Genomic DNA, 16950 nt, shown 5'->3' with positions numbered 1-16950 from the left:
ATGGCTCTCATCAACATTGCAACCCATGAGATCCACTGTAAGATTGTATATTACGGGATTGGATACTGTGGGAAGACGACGAACTTGCAGCACGTGCATAGAAGCATCAATCCCAATGCCCGTGGTGAGATGCTTTCTATCGCCACGGAGACAGAGCGCACTCTGTTCTTCGATTTCTTGCCCTTAGACCTGGGAACGGTGCATGGCTTCCGTACGCGTTTCCACCTGTACACGGTGCCGGGTCAGATTCTGTACGAGCGCACACGTCTGGCTGTCTTAAACGGTGCCGATGGCATTGTCTTTGTCACGGACTCGCAGGCTGAAAAATTTGAGGAAAACGTGCAGAGCATTGCTGAGCTTGAGATGAATATGCGTCGCATCGGCAAAAATATGGCGACCTTCCCTCTGGTGATGCAGTGGAACAAGCGTGACATGCCTAACGCGCTCCCGGTTCCCGTGCTGGAGCGCTATCTCAACCGCCGCCATGTTCCCAGCTTTGAGGCGGTCGCGTCCAATGGACGGGGTGTTTTCGCAACGTTGCGCGCCATCAGTAAAAACGTGATGGCGCAATTGTAATATTTATGTCTATTAAGTCTGAGCTGCTATTCGTTCGTGGAAGGGAGGGGGAGATCACACTGCTAGACTCTGTTGTGGAATATCCGTTGTCATCTATAGCTATTTTTGGCCTGGATTTTACCAGCGCCCCCTCTATCCGCAAACCCATCACCTGTGCTGTATGTGAACTGCGGGTGACCACCCTTCGTATACAGGCATGCCTCTCTTTTGCCCAATTTGACGCGTTTGAACAATTCCTGCAGCGGCCCGGTCCCTGGTTGCTGGCCTGTGATTTCCCCTTTGGGCAACCCCAGAAGCTGATTAACAATCTCGGCTGGCCCTTCGCCTGGCCCGACTATGTAGCCACCGTACACGCGATGGGCAAGGCCCTCTTCAACCAGACCATGATTTCCTATAGCAGAAAGAGGCTAGCCGGTGATAAGTTGCATCTGCGCTTAGCGGACAAACTGGCCGGCGCTATTAGTCCGATGATGATGTACCGGGTACCGGTCGGAAAAATGTTTTTTGAGGGAGCACCGCGCCTGCTGAGATCTGGCGTAAGCGTACTTCCCTGTTATCCTCAGCCGGACACAAGGGTGGTGGTAGAAGGATATCCCGCCATTGTCGCGCGGCGCTGGTTAGGCAGGCGGAGCTACAAGAGCGACGAGCGGGCGCGCCAGACGTTAGAGCAGCGCCAGGCCCGTATAGAACTGCTTGATGCCATCTGCTCGGATGCTCTGGACGCTGCGTATGGTGTACGGATAGATCTAACGGAAGACATGCGTCAGCGACTGATCGATGACCCCAGGGCCGATCAGCTCGACGCTGTTCTCTGTGCTATCCAGGCCGCCTGGGCCTATCATCAGCGCAGTCAGAACTATGGCATCCCTCCAGGATTTGAAGCTGACGGCTGGATAGTGGACCCGCTCCTGCTCCAACTGCACAAGGCCTCCCGCAGCAAAAAGTAGAGGTTGCTTTACATGTTCATGTGAAGCAACGGGCCAGCCTGAAGGCGTGTTTCTATAGTTCTATCATCGCCTGGTGGATCTTCTGCGTTGCCTGCTCTACAGATGTTTGATTGGAGAAGGTCATAGGCTGGCCTATTCTGACCCAGATGCGCTTTCTTTTCTTGGGGAGGTTTTCAAATATCAGCTCATTCATGGGTGGGAAGATGGTGCGGTAGGCGGGATCAATTTTGATGGGAACTACGGGCGCATGCATATGTGTAGCGATAAAGCCTGTGCCGGGTTTGAATGGCTGCAGGGTGCCATCTCTGGATATGCCGCCTTCGGGCGCGATGAGGATCGAAAAGCCGTCATCCAGAAAATCTCCCGTTCGTTCGAGCGACGCTTTGATATTGTGCCTGGTATCAAAAGGAAAGCCACCACCCCAGAACTCCACAAAGGGGCGTCGCCACTCGTGCCAGAGATCCTGTGTGGCGGCTATGACCAACTTCCGGCGTATAGCTAATGGCAAGGCGCGCAGCGCGCACACGGCATCCATAATCCCCATGTGGTTGAAATAAAAGATCGCGGGCAGTTCCAGGCCAGCCAGGTGTTCCTGACCACTCACCTCCAGCGGCACAAACAGGGCGTGGAGCGGGAAGACCAGCAGGGTCTGTAGCAAGACCCTGAGACGTACAATGAATGGAGAGTAGTCGAGGGCATGGAAGGGGAGGTCAGATGGGATGGCTTCCGCGTTCTGGATGAGTTCCCTCAGTTGCGCGACGGTGGTGTGTTCGGTAATTGCGGGCTCCGCCACCGCTACGCCTAAATCCTGCTCGATTAAAGAGAGCAGTTCAACCCGTTGTAGCGAATCCAGTGCCAGATCAGTCGTTAAGACGTCGGTTTCTTTGATCTGTGCCGCCGGAATTTTTTTTGCTGCGAGCGATCAGTGAGCGCAGGGTATCGCTTTCATCTACCTGGACCGCTGCTGGCATTTCTCCACGTTTCACGATCGCGTCGGTGACTTTAGCGCGATCAATCTTCATAATAGGCGTTCGTGGAAAGTCATCGTGTTGCCATAGGCTCCATTCCATAACCTGCTCATGGGAGGATAATCCCCGGTTTACCTGCCGCACAACCTCATTCAGCTCTTGAGGATACCTGGTGATGATGGCGGCGTGTACCCTTTCCCCTTCCTCCCTCTTCACACCAATTACGCAGGATTCGCGTACCAGGGGATGTGCATTGAAACGCTTCTCGATGTCTTCTGGATATACTTTCTCACCGCCCGGCAAGACGATTCTCGATACCTCACGGCCCGTTATATAGAGGTATCCCTCGGCGTCCAACCTGCCGATATCCCCGGTTCTATACCAACCATGGGAAAACACCTGCTGTGTTTTCCGCACATCTTGAAAATAGCCGGGTGAGATATTCGGACCCTGGGCGATAATCTCATGGGTGGCAGGATCGATCTCAATGCGTGCCCCTGGTAGCGCTTTCCCCACTGATCCTTGACGCTTTGCAATGGGCGTATTGAGGGTCAGGACCGCCGTGGTCTCTGTCGCGCCATAGCCTTCATAAATGGCAATGCCCAGATACTCCCATTTCCGTGCCAGTTTGCTATTTAACGGCGCGGAGCCGCAGCAGAAAAATCGCAGATGCGTGCCCAGCCGTTGCCTGAATGGATAAAACATGGCGCGGCGCACGCGCATAGGAAGAAATGGGGCGATGCGCTGTAGCGCTGACCATATTCTGCGCGCGCCGCTTTTCTCTACTTCACGTTCGATGCCCGTCATGAGTAGCTGCAGAAATTGGGGAACAACGAACGCGGTGCTAATCCCATGCCTGCGCAGCGCGTTCATAATTGTGACCTGATTGATACGTTCAAGATAGGTTACCGTGCTGCCAACCTGGAAAACCGCCAGCATGTCAACCACCTGCTCAAAGGCATGAGATAGTGGCAGGAGCGACAGCGTTCTATACTCTTGTTTAAACGGGAAAGTCCGACAGAGCGCGGACACATTGACCAGAAAGTTGTGGTGGGTCAGGCGCACCCCTTTTGGGGTACCTGTCGTACCGGACGTGAAGGCGATTTCCGCCAGGTCATCGGGCGCCACGTCGGGTAACTCCTTAAGCTCGGGCAAGGTTTGCACCAGCTCGATTAAATCTTCAAGGTGCCAGGTGGGTATTGCGGCGGCCGAAAAGTCACCCGTGATCACCTTACTCTTAAATCCGAGCTTACAGCGGGCGGACGCCACAAACATCTGACGCGTCTCCGTGGTTGTGCGAATGTCGATTGGCACCGCAACTATACCAAGCAACCAGCAGGCAAAATACAGGACTGCATATTCAGGCATATTGGGAGCCCAGATAACCACCGTATCTCCCTTTGTAAGCCCGCGTGAGCGCAAGAACGTGGCGGTTTTTAATGCGAGGACGTAGACATCAGCGAAGCTCAACTTTTCTGTTCTAAAGCCGCTCTTCATTTCATATGCAATGTGAGTACCGTGCAGGCGAGCATATGTATCGAGAAACTGACCCAGGTTGCGCATGAATGAATCTCCCAGGGACGTCTTTATAATCCATTAAAACCTTCCAGTGACTTCAACAATATAAAGAATCGGCATGATCCGGGGTGACGAGGAGGATAGCTGGTAGGGAGGGAGCGACCAGCGCAGAGAAAACGGGCTGGTCGCGAAAAATAAACTGCTGTAGCCTTGTTTAGCCGCGCAGGGTAGCGATCAGGCGATCTGGTTTCAGGAGGAGATCGATCGCCTGTAGAGGTCCAGCCGCGACGACGTCGGCCCCCTGCAGTGTCTTGGTGGAAATGCCTTCAGGGGTCACAACGACGACCCCGATGGCTGCCAGGCGGAGCATACTGGCATCATTAACGCCATTACCAAAGGCAATGACAGAGGCTGGTCCTAGATTCTGTACATAGCGCATCTTCTCATCGCCGCGCAGTATCTCATGAATAGGAAAGCCCAGCGTACTCTGGATAGCTGGCAGATTGCCATGGGTACCAGCTGTGATCAGGTGGATGGTGATGTGTTCGGAGAGTCTCTTAAGCTTTTCACCCGTTCCCTGAATCGGTATACCATCTACGGCGAGGGTACCGTTCACATCGAAGACTGCATGCTGCAGCTCAATCACACCTCTTTGGGGAATGTCGATTCTTATAGCCAATTGCGTGCCTCTCCCTCAATGATCAATAAAATATGATCTAAGCATAACGTACTGAAAGGATTGTGTGCAAGTACTAAACCGTCTGGTTGGTTAATGCCGGCCTCGCTGCCGTCACTGCGCTCGCATTGCCGCGCGGAAGGATGAGGTTTAATCTCTCTATAAGTATACATTATAAAAAAGATGGAGTGCCAGAACACTATTTCTGGCACTCCATCTTTTTTATAATGTATGGTTTGGGGGATTAGAAGAAGCGGCGGCGACGGCGTGGGCGACGCGCATAGGTGCCACGGCGATGATAGTAGCGCTCGTAGCTGGGACGGTAGACGCGGCGATAAGCCAATCCACTCCAGAGTGCCACAAAGAGGGCTGCTACCAGGAGTGATGTGAACAGCGGGGCACCTCCAATATAATAATCATTTGAGAAGTGCAGGCCCAGCAATCCAACCACGATGATCATACCGATGAAGCCAACGACGGTAGCACCGAGGATACCATCACGTGCGCGCCGACGGGCGATCATTTCACCAATAAAGCCACCGATTAAAGCAATAATCAACCAGACGATGAAGTCTCCAAGCGTGAAGTGCATATACGAACCTCCTTGTCGGTTTGTTTGTATAATTCCAGTTGTTTGTAGTACGTATGGTTTAGCTTTTTCGCTTCACACGATCTGGAAATCGAGCTGAAATGGGCCGACTGGTTGGATTGCGCGCTCACGCAATCCAACACACGGAGGAAGGGTATAATGCTCAGGCTTTTCAACTAATAGCGTAGAGGCGCCGGGTCGGCGTCTGTAATATTTCATCGGTGGCGCCCAGTCCTGCCAGTGTCAAGGCAGCTGAAAGGCGAATCGCCCGTGAATAGTGTGATTGTTGAGAGAGTTTTTGCAATAGTGGAATAGCGTCCGGGTCTCGCAGTTGTGTGAGCAGCCAGACAACCGCCTCGCGTTCTAAGGCATCGGTGCGCTGGAGTGAATGGACCAGTTGTGTGGTAAAGGGTTTGCCATATTGGGCCTGGCAGAGGTGCAGGTGATAGTGGAGGTCACTGGTTGAAAGGGTACTATTAATGGTCAGGTCGATTAACTCGTGGATCTTACTGTGAAGATTTTTACGAGACTCAAGCTCTACAACGTTCCAATCAGCCTCTTCTTGAGCAAGTTCGACGGATTGGAGCGGCCTGGCGTCCCATCTTTCCATCAAGATATGTCCTTTCAGGGCATTGGTCTGGCCCTTGCTGCTAATAATTCAACAAAACGCTACGAATACACGGCCAGGCTGGAAAAGACCTCCTGGCGATTCTCTATCATGTGTAGAAGGGCCTGCAGACCCTGAAGTGCGCCCTGATGCTGGCTGGTAGTGAGCATTGCCGCCGAGTTAAATTCATCCTCATCGAGAAGCAGCGGGGTACCACTGACATCTACCCAGACATCCAGGAACAGATCCACCTGCTCGATGGTGTTCTCCTGGATATGTGCAGGCTCCGCGATATTGCAGTACCAGCCTTTGCGCTGCCCATCTTTATGCGCGATATCAAAGATATTGAACCAGCGATCCGCGTAATAATACTCGATAAAGCGATCCCCCGGCTCGAAACGTGTATAGCCCAGGTCGCGCTCTCCCATCGTCCAGCTGGCCTGAATGACGATCTCCTTGTCTGACTGCTTGATCACATCGCCATCATAGCGAATTTTTTCGGTCCCAAGTGGATCGAGTTTAATAACGGTAACCATGGTTCCTCTCAATATACGAATGACACGTATCTAATAAGCAACCGTTTGTTGCAAACAGTTTATAGTGTAGCTCAAATCTATCTAATATTCAATGGCTGGCACGGGTTTTCAAAACACTACGTGCCAGTCTTTATCTTCAGGCTTAACGCGTCAATTTCTTAAAATCGATTGGCCCGCGTGAATCCATTCCCAGGCGCCAGGCATCCCTGGTCTGTTTACGATACGCCTGTTCGACCTCCTCGGTTGAAAGCTGCGGCTGTTCCTCGGGATTGTGCTGGCGCGCTATTAGATAGATGAGGAGCGTTGCCAGAAGAATGCAGGCACCGATCCCGGCCAGGATGCTGGCGATGCCCCAGTGATTCTCAAAATACGATTGTGGGTGGCTCTGATATTGATAGGTTTCAAATGAATTACTGGCATTGTCCTGTTGACTCAGAATGGTCAACTTAAGAATCTGGTGACCTGTACCGGTGAGAGAACTTCCATCCACCAGAGGCATAGTAACGCTCTGAGAACTGTCATCATAGATAAGCGCGAGCCGGGACTGCGCAATATCCTGCTCAGAAAAATAGGTGGAGAAGTCGGTCAGGTTCGCCGTATAGATCAGGCCGGTACTGGTATCTCGCAGGTAGTATTTTACATCCTGCTGGCTAGAGTAGAGCTGAAAATGGACAAGATTAACACTCTGATAAGAAATCGTGTGCGAGTTGAAACCGTATAGCAGTCCACCGATTAAAAATGCGGAGCCCATAATAATCCTGCCCACATGGGTAAGGAAGAGATAGGCGACCATGCGAAAAGCGATATCGCTACTTCTATTTCTAGGTCTGAAATACATAATGTAGCTACTTCCTTGTACGTACATAAAAGAACGATAAAAATATGTCAACCATAAAGAGCTAGAAGATATATGCATGTCTTGGAACTCATCAATAGAAAGGACGTGTAAACTGCACAGCTATAACAAATCTATTTGAAGAAGGGATAAATGGATATTTCGTGCCAGTTGATAGAGAACGGAGGGGAGGATAAAAGCTATTCTCCCCTCCACAATGCTATATTCAGGCGCACTGCAGCTTCTCGCTATAGTACGAGAAGTTGCCGGGATAGACGCGCAGGGTCTGGTCGGATTCGATGGCGATGATCCTGGTCGCCAGCTTATCAAGAAAGTAGCGATCGTGTGAGATCATCAGCAGGGTGCCATCGAATTGCTGCAGGGCGGTCTCCAGCACCTCGACGGATGGGATATCCAGGTTGTTGGTTGGCTCATCGAGTAAGAGAAAGTTGGCCTCGGTCAGCATCAAACGGGCGATCTGCAGGCGGCTCTTCTCGCCGCCGCTGAGATTGGCGATCGTATTGTGCATGTCCCGGTACGAGAAGAGCAGGCGATGCAGCAGGGCGATGGCCTGTCCCTCACTCATGTTTTTCAGCCGCGTCACAAACTCGATGGGTGTGCTGTTGAATGGCAGGGTTTCCTGTTCCTGTGAATAGTAACCTGGAATGATGCTGGGGCCGATGCGCACCTCGCCCTGTTGCACCGGTAGCAGACCAAGTAACGTCTTCATCAGTGTCGACTTGCCACTGCCATTCTCGCCCACGATCCCGATCCGCTCACCGTGCATGATCGTCAGGTCAAATGGCTTGCACAGGACCTGGTTGGCAACGGAGATTCCCAGATTCTTAATTTCCAGCACCTTCTTACTGCTGCGCTCAGGATCCAGCTTTACCTTCATCTTGTTGCGTACGAGCACCGGCTTCTCAGCCAGATCTTCTTTAATGCGCGCGATGCGCTTCTCCATATTGTGCATGCGACCCGCGAACTTATCGTTCATCTTCGCCCATTCGCGCAACTGCACCAGGCTAGCTTCCAGACGTTTAATCTCGTCCTGCTGCGTCATATAGTACTCGTAGCGTTGCTGCAGACGCAGCTGGCGCTCCTTCACATACGCTGTGTAGTTTCCTATATACACATCGATCGCGCCATCCTCCAGCTGGAAGATTTTATTGACGGTACGATCGAGCAGATGACGGTCGTGCGAGATGATTACTACCGCGCCGGGATAGTCCTGGATGTATGCCTCCAGCCATTGTTTGACCTGCATGTCCAGGTGATTATCGGGCTCATCCAGCAGCAGCAGATCTGGTGTCTGCACCAGGATGCGCGCCAGGTTGACCAGCTTCTTCTCGCCGCCACTGAGGGTTCCGACCAGTTGAGTATAATCGGAATCCTTAAAACCCAGTCCGCTCAGCACAGCTTTGGCCTTATGCTCCACTATATAGCCGCCCAGAGCTTCAAAGCGCTCCTGGGCCTTGCCATAAGCCTCAAGGACCCTTTCCAGGGCATCGGGATCGGCACAGACGGCTGGAACAGCCATCTGCCGCTCCAGGTGCTGCTGATAGGCCACGTGGGCGGCGAACTCCTCCGAAACCTCCTGCACGACCTCAAAGATCGTCTTCGCGTGCTGGCGCGGGTCAATCTCCTGTGAGAGATGGCCTATTGTCAGGCGGCGCTTGCGCGAAATGGTCCCTTCCGTTGGCGTATCCAGGCCGGCCATCAGGCGCAGCAGCGTAGATTTACCGCAGCCGTTCTCACCCACCAGGCCAATGCGTTCGCCGGTGAGAACCTCTAGATCCAATTGATCAAAGACGGCATTGCCAGCATAATCCTTGCTGACCTTGGAGAATTGTACTAATAACATCGTAGCTTCCTTCTGAAACGAATGGGGCAGCGCACAACCAGGCCGGGGGTGAGCTGCGTACGGGTAGAGAGTACGTAAGACAGCGTTACCGTTGGGGATAGAACCTGGCCATCAACTGCAGAGGAAGACGATGAGATGATGGGTAGCGTATGGGCACAGATCAGGCAGGAGAGGAGTACAGACAGGAAGCAACGAACTTACGGTCTACTTGAAGTGCGACCGTACGTCATCCACGACATCAGCACTGCTTTCCGCCGCATAAGCGATGTACCAGGCTTATGCGGCGCGCACATGCGTAATGGCTTTATAGGGGTAGTGGTAAGCCAGAAACTGAGCAATCTTATCTTGCTCGGCGCGGCAAATATATTCATTCTGCATAACATAATAATCATACCTGATCCATAAGTTGCTTGTCAAGCAAAAATAGAGGATAGTTTTAGTAGGTAGTTGGTGTAACGCAACAGGTGAGGCGCGGATGCGCCTCACCTGTTGCGTTACACCAACTACCTACTAAAACCTTATTACCAAAGGTAGCGGCGAATGAAATTCAGGCTATCATGCAGTTGATCCAGGTGGACCTCTCCATCGATGGTGATGGCGGGCGATTCCAGGCTCAGATTACCTGTAAAGCCGCGCTGCTTGAGGCGGCTGAAAAAGCTGGTAAAATCGATATTACCCTCGCCGGGATGAAGATAGCGGCGCTTGCCATCAACAAACGGTTGCCCGTTGGAATCTTTGATATGAACATGATGGGTACGATCATCCTGCCAGAGCCAGGGGGTCTCGAAGACCTGCTCCAGCTGATTGTAGTTCGCCAGAAATTCAGTATCGAGGCCAAAGTGGCTGCGTGCATCACGTTCCAGGGCCCGGTGCAGATTGGTTAGAGGGTCAAAGTGACGACCGGGAATACTTTCCAGCGCCAGCTCTATCCCATTGCTCAGAGCGATATCGTAGCACTTGTCCAGCAAAGATAGATTGTTATCCAGGTTATCATCCAACTCGGGCCAGTTCCACAGGTGGAGCACCAGTATTCGACAGCCAAGCAGACTGGCGAGGCGGCAATTCTCCGCTAGTAGCCGCACACCCCGCTCGCGCTCTACAGGATCGGGTTGCCCGAGGGCCGTACCGATATTTTTCTCGGTATGCATAGCCGGGAAGCGCAGTCCTGTGCGCCGCAGCTCATCGGCGATCTCCTCAACGCGGGAATACCAGGATGGATAAAACATAACTTCAAAGCCATCGGCATCCAGCAAGGGACCATATTTCACAATGGCTTTGTAACCGGTAAGATCGGGATAGCGACTAAAGACTCCTGTAGAACAGAGTAGTTGTATGGATTGGCTCATATGGATTGTATTTCTCTCCTCATAAAATATAGAGAACCTGGCTTCTCTGCCATTGTATGCATCACTGGAGACAATACGCAACCAGGGAGATCGTCTCTGTCGTGGAGAAGGTAGCAGTGCGTGGTACCAAAAAGCGGATAAAACGTTTGTGCTATGCTATACTACACTATATGCTGAGTCTTGATTTTGTTTGTCAGCATTCCGACGTGGTACGGGATGCGCTACAAAAGCGCGCCGAGACGCGCAATATTGATGAGATACTGCAGCTAGCCGAGCAGCATAAAAGCCTGGCCGCCCAGCGGGATGGTCTTTATGTGACGCTGAAGCAGCAGCGGGAGGCTGTTCGCGTCTCTCCCATCGACCGCCGTGCTGATCTCAATAAGAGCATCAAAGCGTTGTCTGAGGAGATCAGCAAGCTCGAACTGGATAAAGCGGACCTGGACACGCGTCTGCAGATGTTGTTGCTTGCCCTACCGAGCCTGCCTCATCAGAGCGTACCGATCGGCCGGCCAGACTCTCCCGATGACGTTGTTTTAACATGGGGAGAACCTGGCAATCCTCAGCATTTGCACTTTGAGCTACAGCCGCACTGGGTTCTGGCCGAGCGTTTGGGGCTGATCGATACAGATATGGGCTCACGCATTGCCGGCAACCGCTTCATCGTGCTTAAAGGCCATGGTGCGCGCCTGGAGCGAGCGCTGATCTCTTTTATGCTAGATATCCATACCCGCGAACATGGGTATACCGAGATCATGCCGCCCCAGCTGGTACGCCGCTCAGTTATGATCGGGGCAGGTCAGCTGCCCAAATTTGAGGACCAGGCATACGTCTGCAGCGAAGACGCGCTCTACCTTAACCCCACGGCCGAAGTGCCGCTGGTAGGTATGCACAGCAACAGCATCCTCGCGCAAGAAGATCTGCCTCTACGCTACGTGGCCTGGACAACCGCCTACCGGCGTGAAGCGGGCTCTGCTTCGCGCCATACCCGTGGTCTGCTCAGGCTGCATCAATTCAATAAAATTGAATTATTTCAATACAGTGAGCCCCAGCATTCATATGCCCGGCTTGAACACATGCGTCAGCATGCGGAAGTCATCCTACAGATGCTCGAATTGCCCTATCGTATCGTCGTTCTCAACAGCGCGCACCTACCTTTTGCTGCCGCCAAAACCTATGACCTTGAAGTCTGGATGCCAGGCATTCAAGAATACATAGAGGTCTCCTCCATCAGCAACTGCGAGGCGTTTCAGGCCCGGCGAGCCAACATCAAGTACCGTCCAGAAAATCACGCGCGGCCCGGCTATGTTCACACCCTGAATGGATCCGGACTCGCCGTTGGACGCACCATGGCCGCCATTCTAGAAACCTATCAACAGGCAGATGGCACGATAGTCGTCCCAAAAGTCCTACGCCCCTACATGGGCACATCTATACTCTCTTAACCTACGTACCCTTATAAAGGCAAAATATTTATCTCAATCGATTCAAAATCAGGTAAAGCCAAACATCGATAGATTCTCATATTTAATACCCAAAAAGGGGAAGCGCAAAAAAAGCCCTCCCAAAACGTGCATACAATAAAGAGGGCATTTCCGGAAGAGCCGAACCCACCGTGGCATGATCGTGAGGCGAGGGAAATCGGTCGCAAGGGCCGAACCCACAAGAGGCATGATCACGAGGCGAGAGAAATCGGCCGCAAGGGCCGAATCTACGAGGAACCCCCCTTTCCCGCCGCCGCAGGCGGCAACAAAACAAAGGAGGGGAGGTGCAGGAGGGGCGACGAGCTCCTCCTGCCGGGGGAGTGGGGGTGTTCCCTACGAACTTCTCCCTCTCCCGCCGCCGCAGGCGGCACGCGAACGAAAGAGGGGAGGTGTAGGAGGAGCGACGAGCCCTTCCTGCCGGGGGAGTGGGGGTGTTCCCCACGAACTTCTCCCTCTCCCGCCGCCGCAGGCGGCACGCGAACAAAAGAGGGGGAGGTGCAGGAGGGGCGATGAGCCCCTCCTGCCGGGGAGCGGGGTGTCCCCGCCAAACCTTCTCCCGCCGCCGCAGGCGGCAACACAAATAAGGGAGCAGTCATTTTAATAAATGTTTACAACATTTATTAAAATGACAGAAAACCCCCTTCACAAGGTGGCACAGTTGTGGTATATTATCTGCGGAAGGATGGCAGAGTGGTCTATTGCGGCTGTCTTGAAAACAGCTGGGTGAGAGCCCCGGGGGTTCGAATCCCTCTCCTTCCGTACTAGAGCAGATAAATATACATCTGCTCTAGATTTGTCTTTACGAACTTTTGTTCGCCCCACACGTGCCGGGGATGTAATGCTCCCTGTTGCATCTGGCCGCTATCGACGCTACCAGCAAATCTCAAGGTGCTTTACGAGAATCTACACTGTGCACACAAAAGAATACGAAAAGTAGTAGTTGGCTCTCTTATACGACGGTCTATGGATGACGATAAAGAAATCTGGGAACGGGTGGAGAGCGGGATTCATAGACTGCATGAGGGTCGTTTTCTGGACGGACGGTGAAGTATTGTGTCACTGATAGGTACATTAGAGCAATTTAGTCTAGCAAATGTGTTGCAACGAACAGAGGGACATGAAAAGACTGGTCTGCTGACGATCCGCCAGGGTGCGCAGTGGATCGAGTTTTACATCCGTGACGGCCGCCTCTTATGCGTGGGTCCACTGCGTACAAATGCAACGCTGGGTGAGCGTCTACTACACGACGGCATTATTTCGCCCGCTGCTTTTCAGGAGATTTCGCGCGTACTCGGCGAGGCCAGCAAGAATGAAGCTCAGACGGCCCGCACTTTAATGGAGCTTCGCCACGTCACCCGTGATGATCTGCGCAACTGGACGATCAAGAATACAACGGAAGTCCTCAAGGTGTTACTGATGTGGACCTCGGGCGAGATTTATTTTGATGAGGGTGCTCCGGCTCCTACGGAGCGGTTGCTTGTCTCTATGTCTATTTCTACCCTGCTTTCCAGTGCTACGGCCGCCCTATCCACACCTACTCCTGCTGTCAAGCCATCGGTATATACCTCAATTGGCACTACACCAGTCATGCCGGTGCAGCCAGTGCCACCTATGTCATCGGCGGCAGCACCAGCGACACCGCAGATGACCAGGCCGGCAACCACTCCACGCACCCCGTCACCAGATGTCGCGCGCGTGCCGACCCTGATGAGCGCGTCTCAATTCCTGGACGACTCATCTTTTGCCGCATCATCTGTTGCCACCTCATTTCCGGCTACTGAGGGTATAGAGCCTGTGGTGAAAAAGGCCGAGCCAGAGATGCCATCGTTTGCCGACGTAGCTTCATTTGCCGATATCTCCACTCCATTTGCCGATGTGGCGCCGTCGCAGACCGATAGTGGATTTCCATCTTTATTTGGTGACGATGAGCCCAGCGCTCCGCAGGCCGCGCCCGCCTTACAGCCGGTGCCAGTGATGAATCCGGTTCCGCCCAGGCGCATCGATACCTCGTTCATGTTGCCCGACATGGTACTGCTGCCCACGGACCTCTCGGCCTATCGTGAGCAGAACCCCCAGGTACAATTAACGCCTGATCAGTGGTGCATACTCACACGTGTCGATGGTCGCACACCCTTGACCGTCATCTGCCAGGAATTGGGATCGACGCCCGACATTGTATGTCCCATTATAGGTGAATTGATCGCAGAAGGGCTGATTACGGCCTCCTTGCCCGGTGAACAGTCTTTGCAGGAAACCTCGCCGGTGGCGCGTGAACTGGTCGCCTCGGGGCTGGGTAACGGTTATGTCGCGCCAGGCTATGCCTCGGCCGCCGCTTCACCCTGGTCGGCCTCCATGCCAGCTATTCCAGCATCTGATGGGAACACCCCGATGCCCGGTGGGTCGGTGATTGGAAATAGTGTAGAGACCGAATCGCAGTGGGGCAATGGTGGAAATGGCGCGACCTTTGTGCCCGGACGCGGTTGGGTCACCACGCCCCAACCCATACAGCCGCTGCAATCAAGTGGGCCCTTGAACTTTGCGCCAGGCGGTACATACGCTCCAGCCGGAAATGGGTTTTAAATCCGCGCTAGCAATAACATTGTGACCCTGTGTGGATGATTATGTGGAGGAGGTTGTGATGGACGAATTTTCATCTGAAAAGGGGTTGGCCGCTCAATCGGTAACGACGCTGCAGCCGGATGATCCGATTGAGGGCATGATTATTGGGAAGAGTGCGGCGATCCAACAAGTGATCGCGGCGGCACGTAAGATAGCCTCGCACGCGACCGCCACCGTATTAATCCAGGGAGAGAGCGGTACCGGCAAAGATGTCCTGGCGCGTGCCATCCACGAACTGGGTCGCACCGCTACGTCTCCAGGCAGCCTGTTTATCCCCATCAACTGCGCGGCGATTCCGGAGACGCTGTTAGAAAGCGAGTTATTTGGTGTCGAGGCGGGCGCGTATACCGATGCCAAGGTTTCACGCGATGGCTGGCTTTCACGGGCGCACCGGGGAACGCTCTTCCTCGACGAGATCGGCTCGATGCCGCTGTTGCTGCAGGCCAAGTTATTGCGTGTATTAGAGACGCGCAGCTTCCGCAAGGTTGGTGGGATGAAAGAGATACACGTCAACCTGCGTATCATCTCGGCTACCAACACGGACTTGCAGGCGGCCGTGGCGCGTAAAGCGTTTCGACAGGATCTCTTTTACCGGCTCAATGGCTTCCCCATCTACATGCCGCCGCTGCGTGAAAGGCGTGAAGACTTGCCGCTACTGATTGAGCACTTCGTGCGCCGCGTAAGCGCCAATCGGGAGGCGCCGCTGACGGTAAGTCCTGAAGCCATGCGTCTCATGGAGAGCTATTCGTGGCCGGGCAACGTCCGTGAACTGTTAAATGCTATCGAGCGCGGTGATATCCTATGCGACAATAATGTCATTCAGCCTAAAGATATTCTCAGCTCCCTTCCTGTTACGCCCCAGTATGCCGACCAGCAGTTGATCGAACTTCTCTCGAAGCTTCAATTCCCCGACAAGGGCCTGGACCTGCCAGCCCTGTTGAATACGATCGAGCGATCCTTTATTCAAGAGGCCTTGAAACGGTGCGGAGGAAATCAGGTGCACGCCTCGCAACTCCTCGGCCTCTCGCGCGACCAGCTGCGCTACCGCCTGCTTGAAAAAGCGATGAGGTCGCCGGCAGGCTAGCTGGCGTCTTCGGGCCAGTCGAGCATAATGGCCTGTACGGTATCGCCGGGCTGGACGGCCACGCCTCCCTCTGGCACGATCAGCAAGGCATTTGTTTGTAGCAGTGAAGTCATGATATGTGAACCCTGGTTGCCAGTCGTACGGGCCACAAACTTTCCATCCTGCCACTTGACGTAGGCACGCACATAGTGGCGTCGCATGGCTCGTTCCTGGACCCCATCTTCTACCGTCACCTCTATTTGAGGTTTCAGCAAGTGGGTATGGCCCTGAAGCTTGCGCAGAATGGGACGCCCAAAGAGCTCGAAGGTCACCGCGCTGGAGACAGGATTACCCGGCAATCCAAGCAGTGGAACCGTGCCAATATGACCGAAGGCCACCGGTTTGCCGGGACGCATATTGATGCGCCAGAACTGTATCTCGCCCTGTTCAGACATAATATTCTTGACCAGGTCAAAATCGCCCACCGAAACTCCACCGGAGGTCAGGATCAGATCGGCGTTGATGGCCTGCGAAAACTTTTCGCGCAGACTCTCCACGGTATCGCGCGCGACCCCTAACCGCTCAGGAATGGCACCGGCGCGCCTGACCGCGGCTTCGAGCAGGTAGCTATTGCTATTGCGGATCTTGCCCGGCTGTAGCGGCTGATCGATCTCAATCACCTCATCGCCCGTCCCCAGGATAGCGACGCGAGCCCTGCGCGTCACGGGCACACTGGCCCAGCCGAGCGTTGCCAGGACCCCGATCTCCCACGCACCGATCTCGGTGCCGCGTGGCAAGATCAATTGTCCATGGCGCATATCTTCACCGGCCGGACGAATATTGTTGCCTGGTTTGACCTCCTGCAAAATCTCAACCCAGTCGCTCTCCGGCCCACCGTGGCGCGTTAGCTCAACCTGAATGACCGTATCGGCTCCCGGAGGTACCGGGGCCCCGGTCATAATACGCATGGCTGTGCCGGGCTCAACCGCGTGATCAGCTACGTAGCCCGCCGCCACCGTACCGGTCACCTTCAAGCGAGGGGGTTGGTCCTGCTGCTGCTTACTATCCTGGCTCAGCAATGCGAAGCCATCCATGGCAGAGTTGTCGAATGGAGGGATAGCTTCCTGGGCGATCACGTCTTCGGCCAGAACAAGGCCCAGAGCCTCCGAGAGTGGGACACGAACCGTCGGCAACGGAGCGATCTCCGCCAGGATACGCGCGAGTGCTTCCTCAACACTGATCATGAAATGGGGTCCTCCTCAAACAATGCCGGTAATGCAGAAAAGCCTGGCCCACGTAAATAATCTTGTGATGCCAGGCTCTTC

The 16950-nt window shown here is 53.8% G+C and carries 15 protein-coding genes, 1 tRNA gene and 1 pseudogene; 6 read left to right on the top strand and 11 right to left on the bottom strand.

The genetic code is table 11. The features are described from left to right. Nucleotides 1-576 (top strand): GTP-binding protein, encoded by a 576-nt coding sequence (locus AABA21_RS19155; RefSeq protein WP_126595049.1) that lies wholly within the window; start codon nucleotides 1-3, stop codon nucleotides 574-576. Between the two features lie 86 nt (nucleotides 577-662). Beyond that, nucleotides 663-1523 (top strand): DUF429 domain-containing protein, encoded by an 861-nt coding sequence (locus AABA21_RS19150; RefSeq protein ID WP_338252999.1) that lies wholly within the window; start codon nucleotides 663-665, stop codon nucleotides 1521-1523. A 52-nt stretch (nucleotides 1524-1575) separates the two neighbouring features. Here AABA21_RS19150 and AABA21_RS19145 read toward each other — a convergent pair whose 3' ends face one another. From AABA21_RS19145 to AABA21_RS19105, 10 genes and pseudogenes are all read right to left on the bottom strand, one after another. After that, complete coding sequence (locus tag AABA21_RS19145; protein WP_338252997.1) at nucleotides 1576-2316, bottom strand: lysophospholipid acyltransferase family protein; 741 nt, start codon at nucleotides 2314-2316, stop codon at nucleotides 1576-1578. 6 nt (nucleotides 2317-2322) lie between these two features. Further along, a pseudogene (locus AABA21_RS39445) lies at nucleotides 2323-2376 on the bottom strand (hypothetical protein); the annotation flags it as partial. 7 nt (nucleotides 2377-2383) lie between these two features. Beyond that, nucleotides 2384-4054, bottom strand: a complete 1671-nt coding sequence (locus AABA21_RS19140; protein ID WP_338252995.1) for a class I adenylate-forming enzyme family protein — start codon at nucleotides 4052-4054, stop codon at nucleotides 2384-2386. 169 nt (nucleotides 4055-4223) lie between these two features. Continuing rightward, on the bottom strand, nucleotides 4224-4688 hold the full coding sequence (locus tag AABA21_RS19135; RefSeq protein WP_338252993.1) for an HAD family hydrolase: 465 nt from the start codon (nucleotides 4686-4688) through the stop codon (nucleotides 4224-4226). Nucleotides 4689-4929: 241 nt separating this feature from the next. Next, nucleotides 4930-5277 (bottom strand): GlsB/YeaQ/YmgE family stress response membrane protein, encoded by a 348-nt coding sequence (locus tag AABA21_RS19130; RefSeq protein WP_338252991.1) that lies wholly within the window; start codon nucleotides 5275-5277, stop codon nucleotides 4930-4932. A gap of 169 nt (nucleotides 5278-5446) precedes the next feature. Beyond that, nucleotides 5447-5884, bottom strand: coding sequence for a HEAT repeat domain-containing protein (locus tag AABA21_RS19125; RefSeq protein ID WP_338252990.1), 438 nt, complete (start codon nucleotides 5882-5884; stop codon nucleotides 5447-5449). 59 nt (nucleotides 5885-5943) lie between these two features. Then, nucleotides 5944-6417, bottom strand: a complete 474-nt coding sequence (locus AABA21_RS19120) for a ribonuclease FAU-1 family protein (RefSeq protein WP_338252988.1) — start codon at nucleotides 6415-6417, stop codon at nucleotides 5944-5946. 142 nt (nucleotides 6418-6559) lie between these two features. After that, the gene (locus AABA21_RS19115) at nucleotides 6560-7255 is read right to left on the bottom strand and encodes a hypothetical protein (RefSeq protein ID WP_338252986.1); all 696 of its coding nucleotides are present in this window, start codon (nucleotides 7253-7255) and stop codon (nucleotides 6560-6562) included. 223 nt (nucleotides 7256-7478) lie between these two features. Further along, nucleotides 7479-9116, bottom strand: a complete 1638-nt coding sequence (gene abc-f / locus AABA21_RS19110; RefSeq protein ID WP_420917162.1) for a ribosomal protection-like ABC-F family protein — start codon at nucleotides 9114-9116, stop codon at nucleotides 7479-7481. A gap of 521 nt (nucleotides 9117-9637) precedes the next feature. After that, nucleotides 9638-10462 (bottom strand): sugar phosphate isomerase/epimerase family protein, encoded by an 825-nt coding sequence (locus AABA21_RS19105; RefSeq protein ID WP_338252984.1) that lies wholly within the window; start codon nucleotides 10460-10462, stop codon nucleotides 9638-9640. A 101-nt stretch (nucleotides 10463-10563) separates the two neighbouring features. On the opposite strand from AABA21_RS19105, the gene serS reads away from it, so the two are divergent. The 4 genes from serS (at nucleotide 10564) to AABA21_RS19085 (ending at nucleotide 15646) form a co-directional block, all read left to right on the top strand. Beyond that, nucleotides 10564-11904: a serine--tRNA ligase gene (gene serS / locus AABA21_RS19100; RefSeq protein WP_338252982.1), complete on the top strand. Its 1341-nt coding sequence runs from the start codon at nucleotides 10564-10566 to the stop codon at nucleotides 11902-11904. A gap of 715 nt (nucleotides 11905-12619) precedes the next feature. Next, nucleotides 12620-12702, top strand: a tRNA-Ser gene (locus AABA21_RS19095). Between the two features lie 294 nt (nucleotides 12703-12996). Next, nucleotides 12997-14523 (top strand): DUF4388 domain-containing protein, encoded by a 1527-nt coding sequence (locus AABA21_RS19090; RefSeq protein ID WP_338252980.1) that lies wholly within the window; start codon nucleotides 12997-12999, stop codon nucleotides 14521-14523. Nucleotides 14524-14581: 58 nt separating this feature from the next. Further along, nucleotides 14582-15646: a sigma-54 interaction domain-containing protein gene (locus AABA21_RS19085; RefSeq protein ID WP_338252978.1), complete on the top strand. Its 1065-nt coding sequence runs from the start codon at nucleotides 14582-14584 to the stop codon at nucleotides 15644-15646. Here AABA21_RS19085 and AABA21_RS19080 read toward each other — a convergent pair. Then, a complete protein-coding gene (locus tag AABA21_RS19080; RefSeq protein WP_338252976.1) occupies nucleotides 15643-16869 on the bottom strand; it encodes a molybdopterin molybdotransferase MoeA in 1227 nt (408 codons plus the stop codon). The two genes, AABA21_RS19085 and AABA21_RS19080, sit on opposite strands and share 4 nt — an antisense overlap. Between the last annotated feature and the right edge of the window lie 81 nt (nucleotides 16870-16950).

Source organism: Dictyobacter halimunensis, assembly GCF_036245075.1.
This window is presented reverse-complemented; position numbering and strand designations above follow the sequence as displayed.

Bases quoted from the DNA above. Each gene is read 5' to 3' on its own strand.
- AABA21_RS19155 (WP_126595049.1), top strand. From the start codon at position 1: ATGGCTCTCATCAACATTGCAACCCATGAGATCCACTGTAAGATTGTA.
- AABA21_RS19140 (WP_338252995.1), bottom strand. From the start codon at position 4,054: ATGCGCAACCTGGGTCAGTTTCTCGATACATATGCTCGCCTGCACGGT.
- AABA21_RS19130 (WP_338252991.1), bottom strand. From the start codon at position 5,277: ATGCACTTCACGCTTGGAGACTTCATCGTCTGGTTGATTATTGCTTTA.
- AABA21_RS19125 (WP_338252990.1), bottom strand. From the start codon at position 5,884: ATGGAAAGATGGGACGCCAGGCCGCTCCAATCCGTCGAACTTGCTCAA.
- AABA21_RS19120 (WP_338252988.1), bottom strand. From the start codon at position 6,417: ATGGTTACCGTTATTAAACTCGATCCACTTGGGACCGAAAAAATTCGC.
- AABA21_RS19115 (WP_338252986.1), bottom strand. From the start codon at position 7,255: ATGTATTTCAGACCTAGAAATAGAAGTAGCGATATCGCTTTTCGCATG.
- abc-f (WP_420917162.1), bottom strand. From the start codon at position 9,116: ATGTTATTAGTACAATTCTCCAAGGTCAGCAAGGATTATGCTGGCAAT.
- AABA21_RS19105 (WP_338252984.1), bottom strand. From the start codon at position 10,462: ATGAGCCAATCCATACAACTACTCTGTTCTACAGGAGTCTTTAGTCGC.
- AABA21_RS19085 (WP_338252978.1), top strand. From the start codon at position 14,582: ATGGACGAATTTTCATCTGAAAAGGGGTTGGCCGCTCAATCGGTAACG.
- AABA21_RS19080 (WP_338252976.1), bottom strand. From the start codon at position 16,869: ATGATCAGTGTTGAGGAAGCACTCGCGCGTATCCTGGCGGAGATCGCT.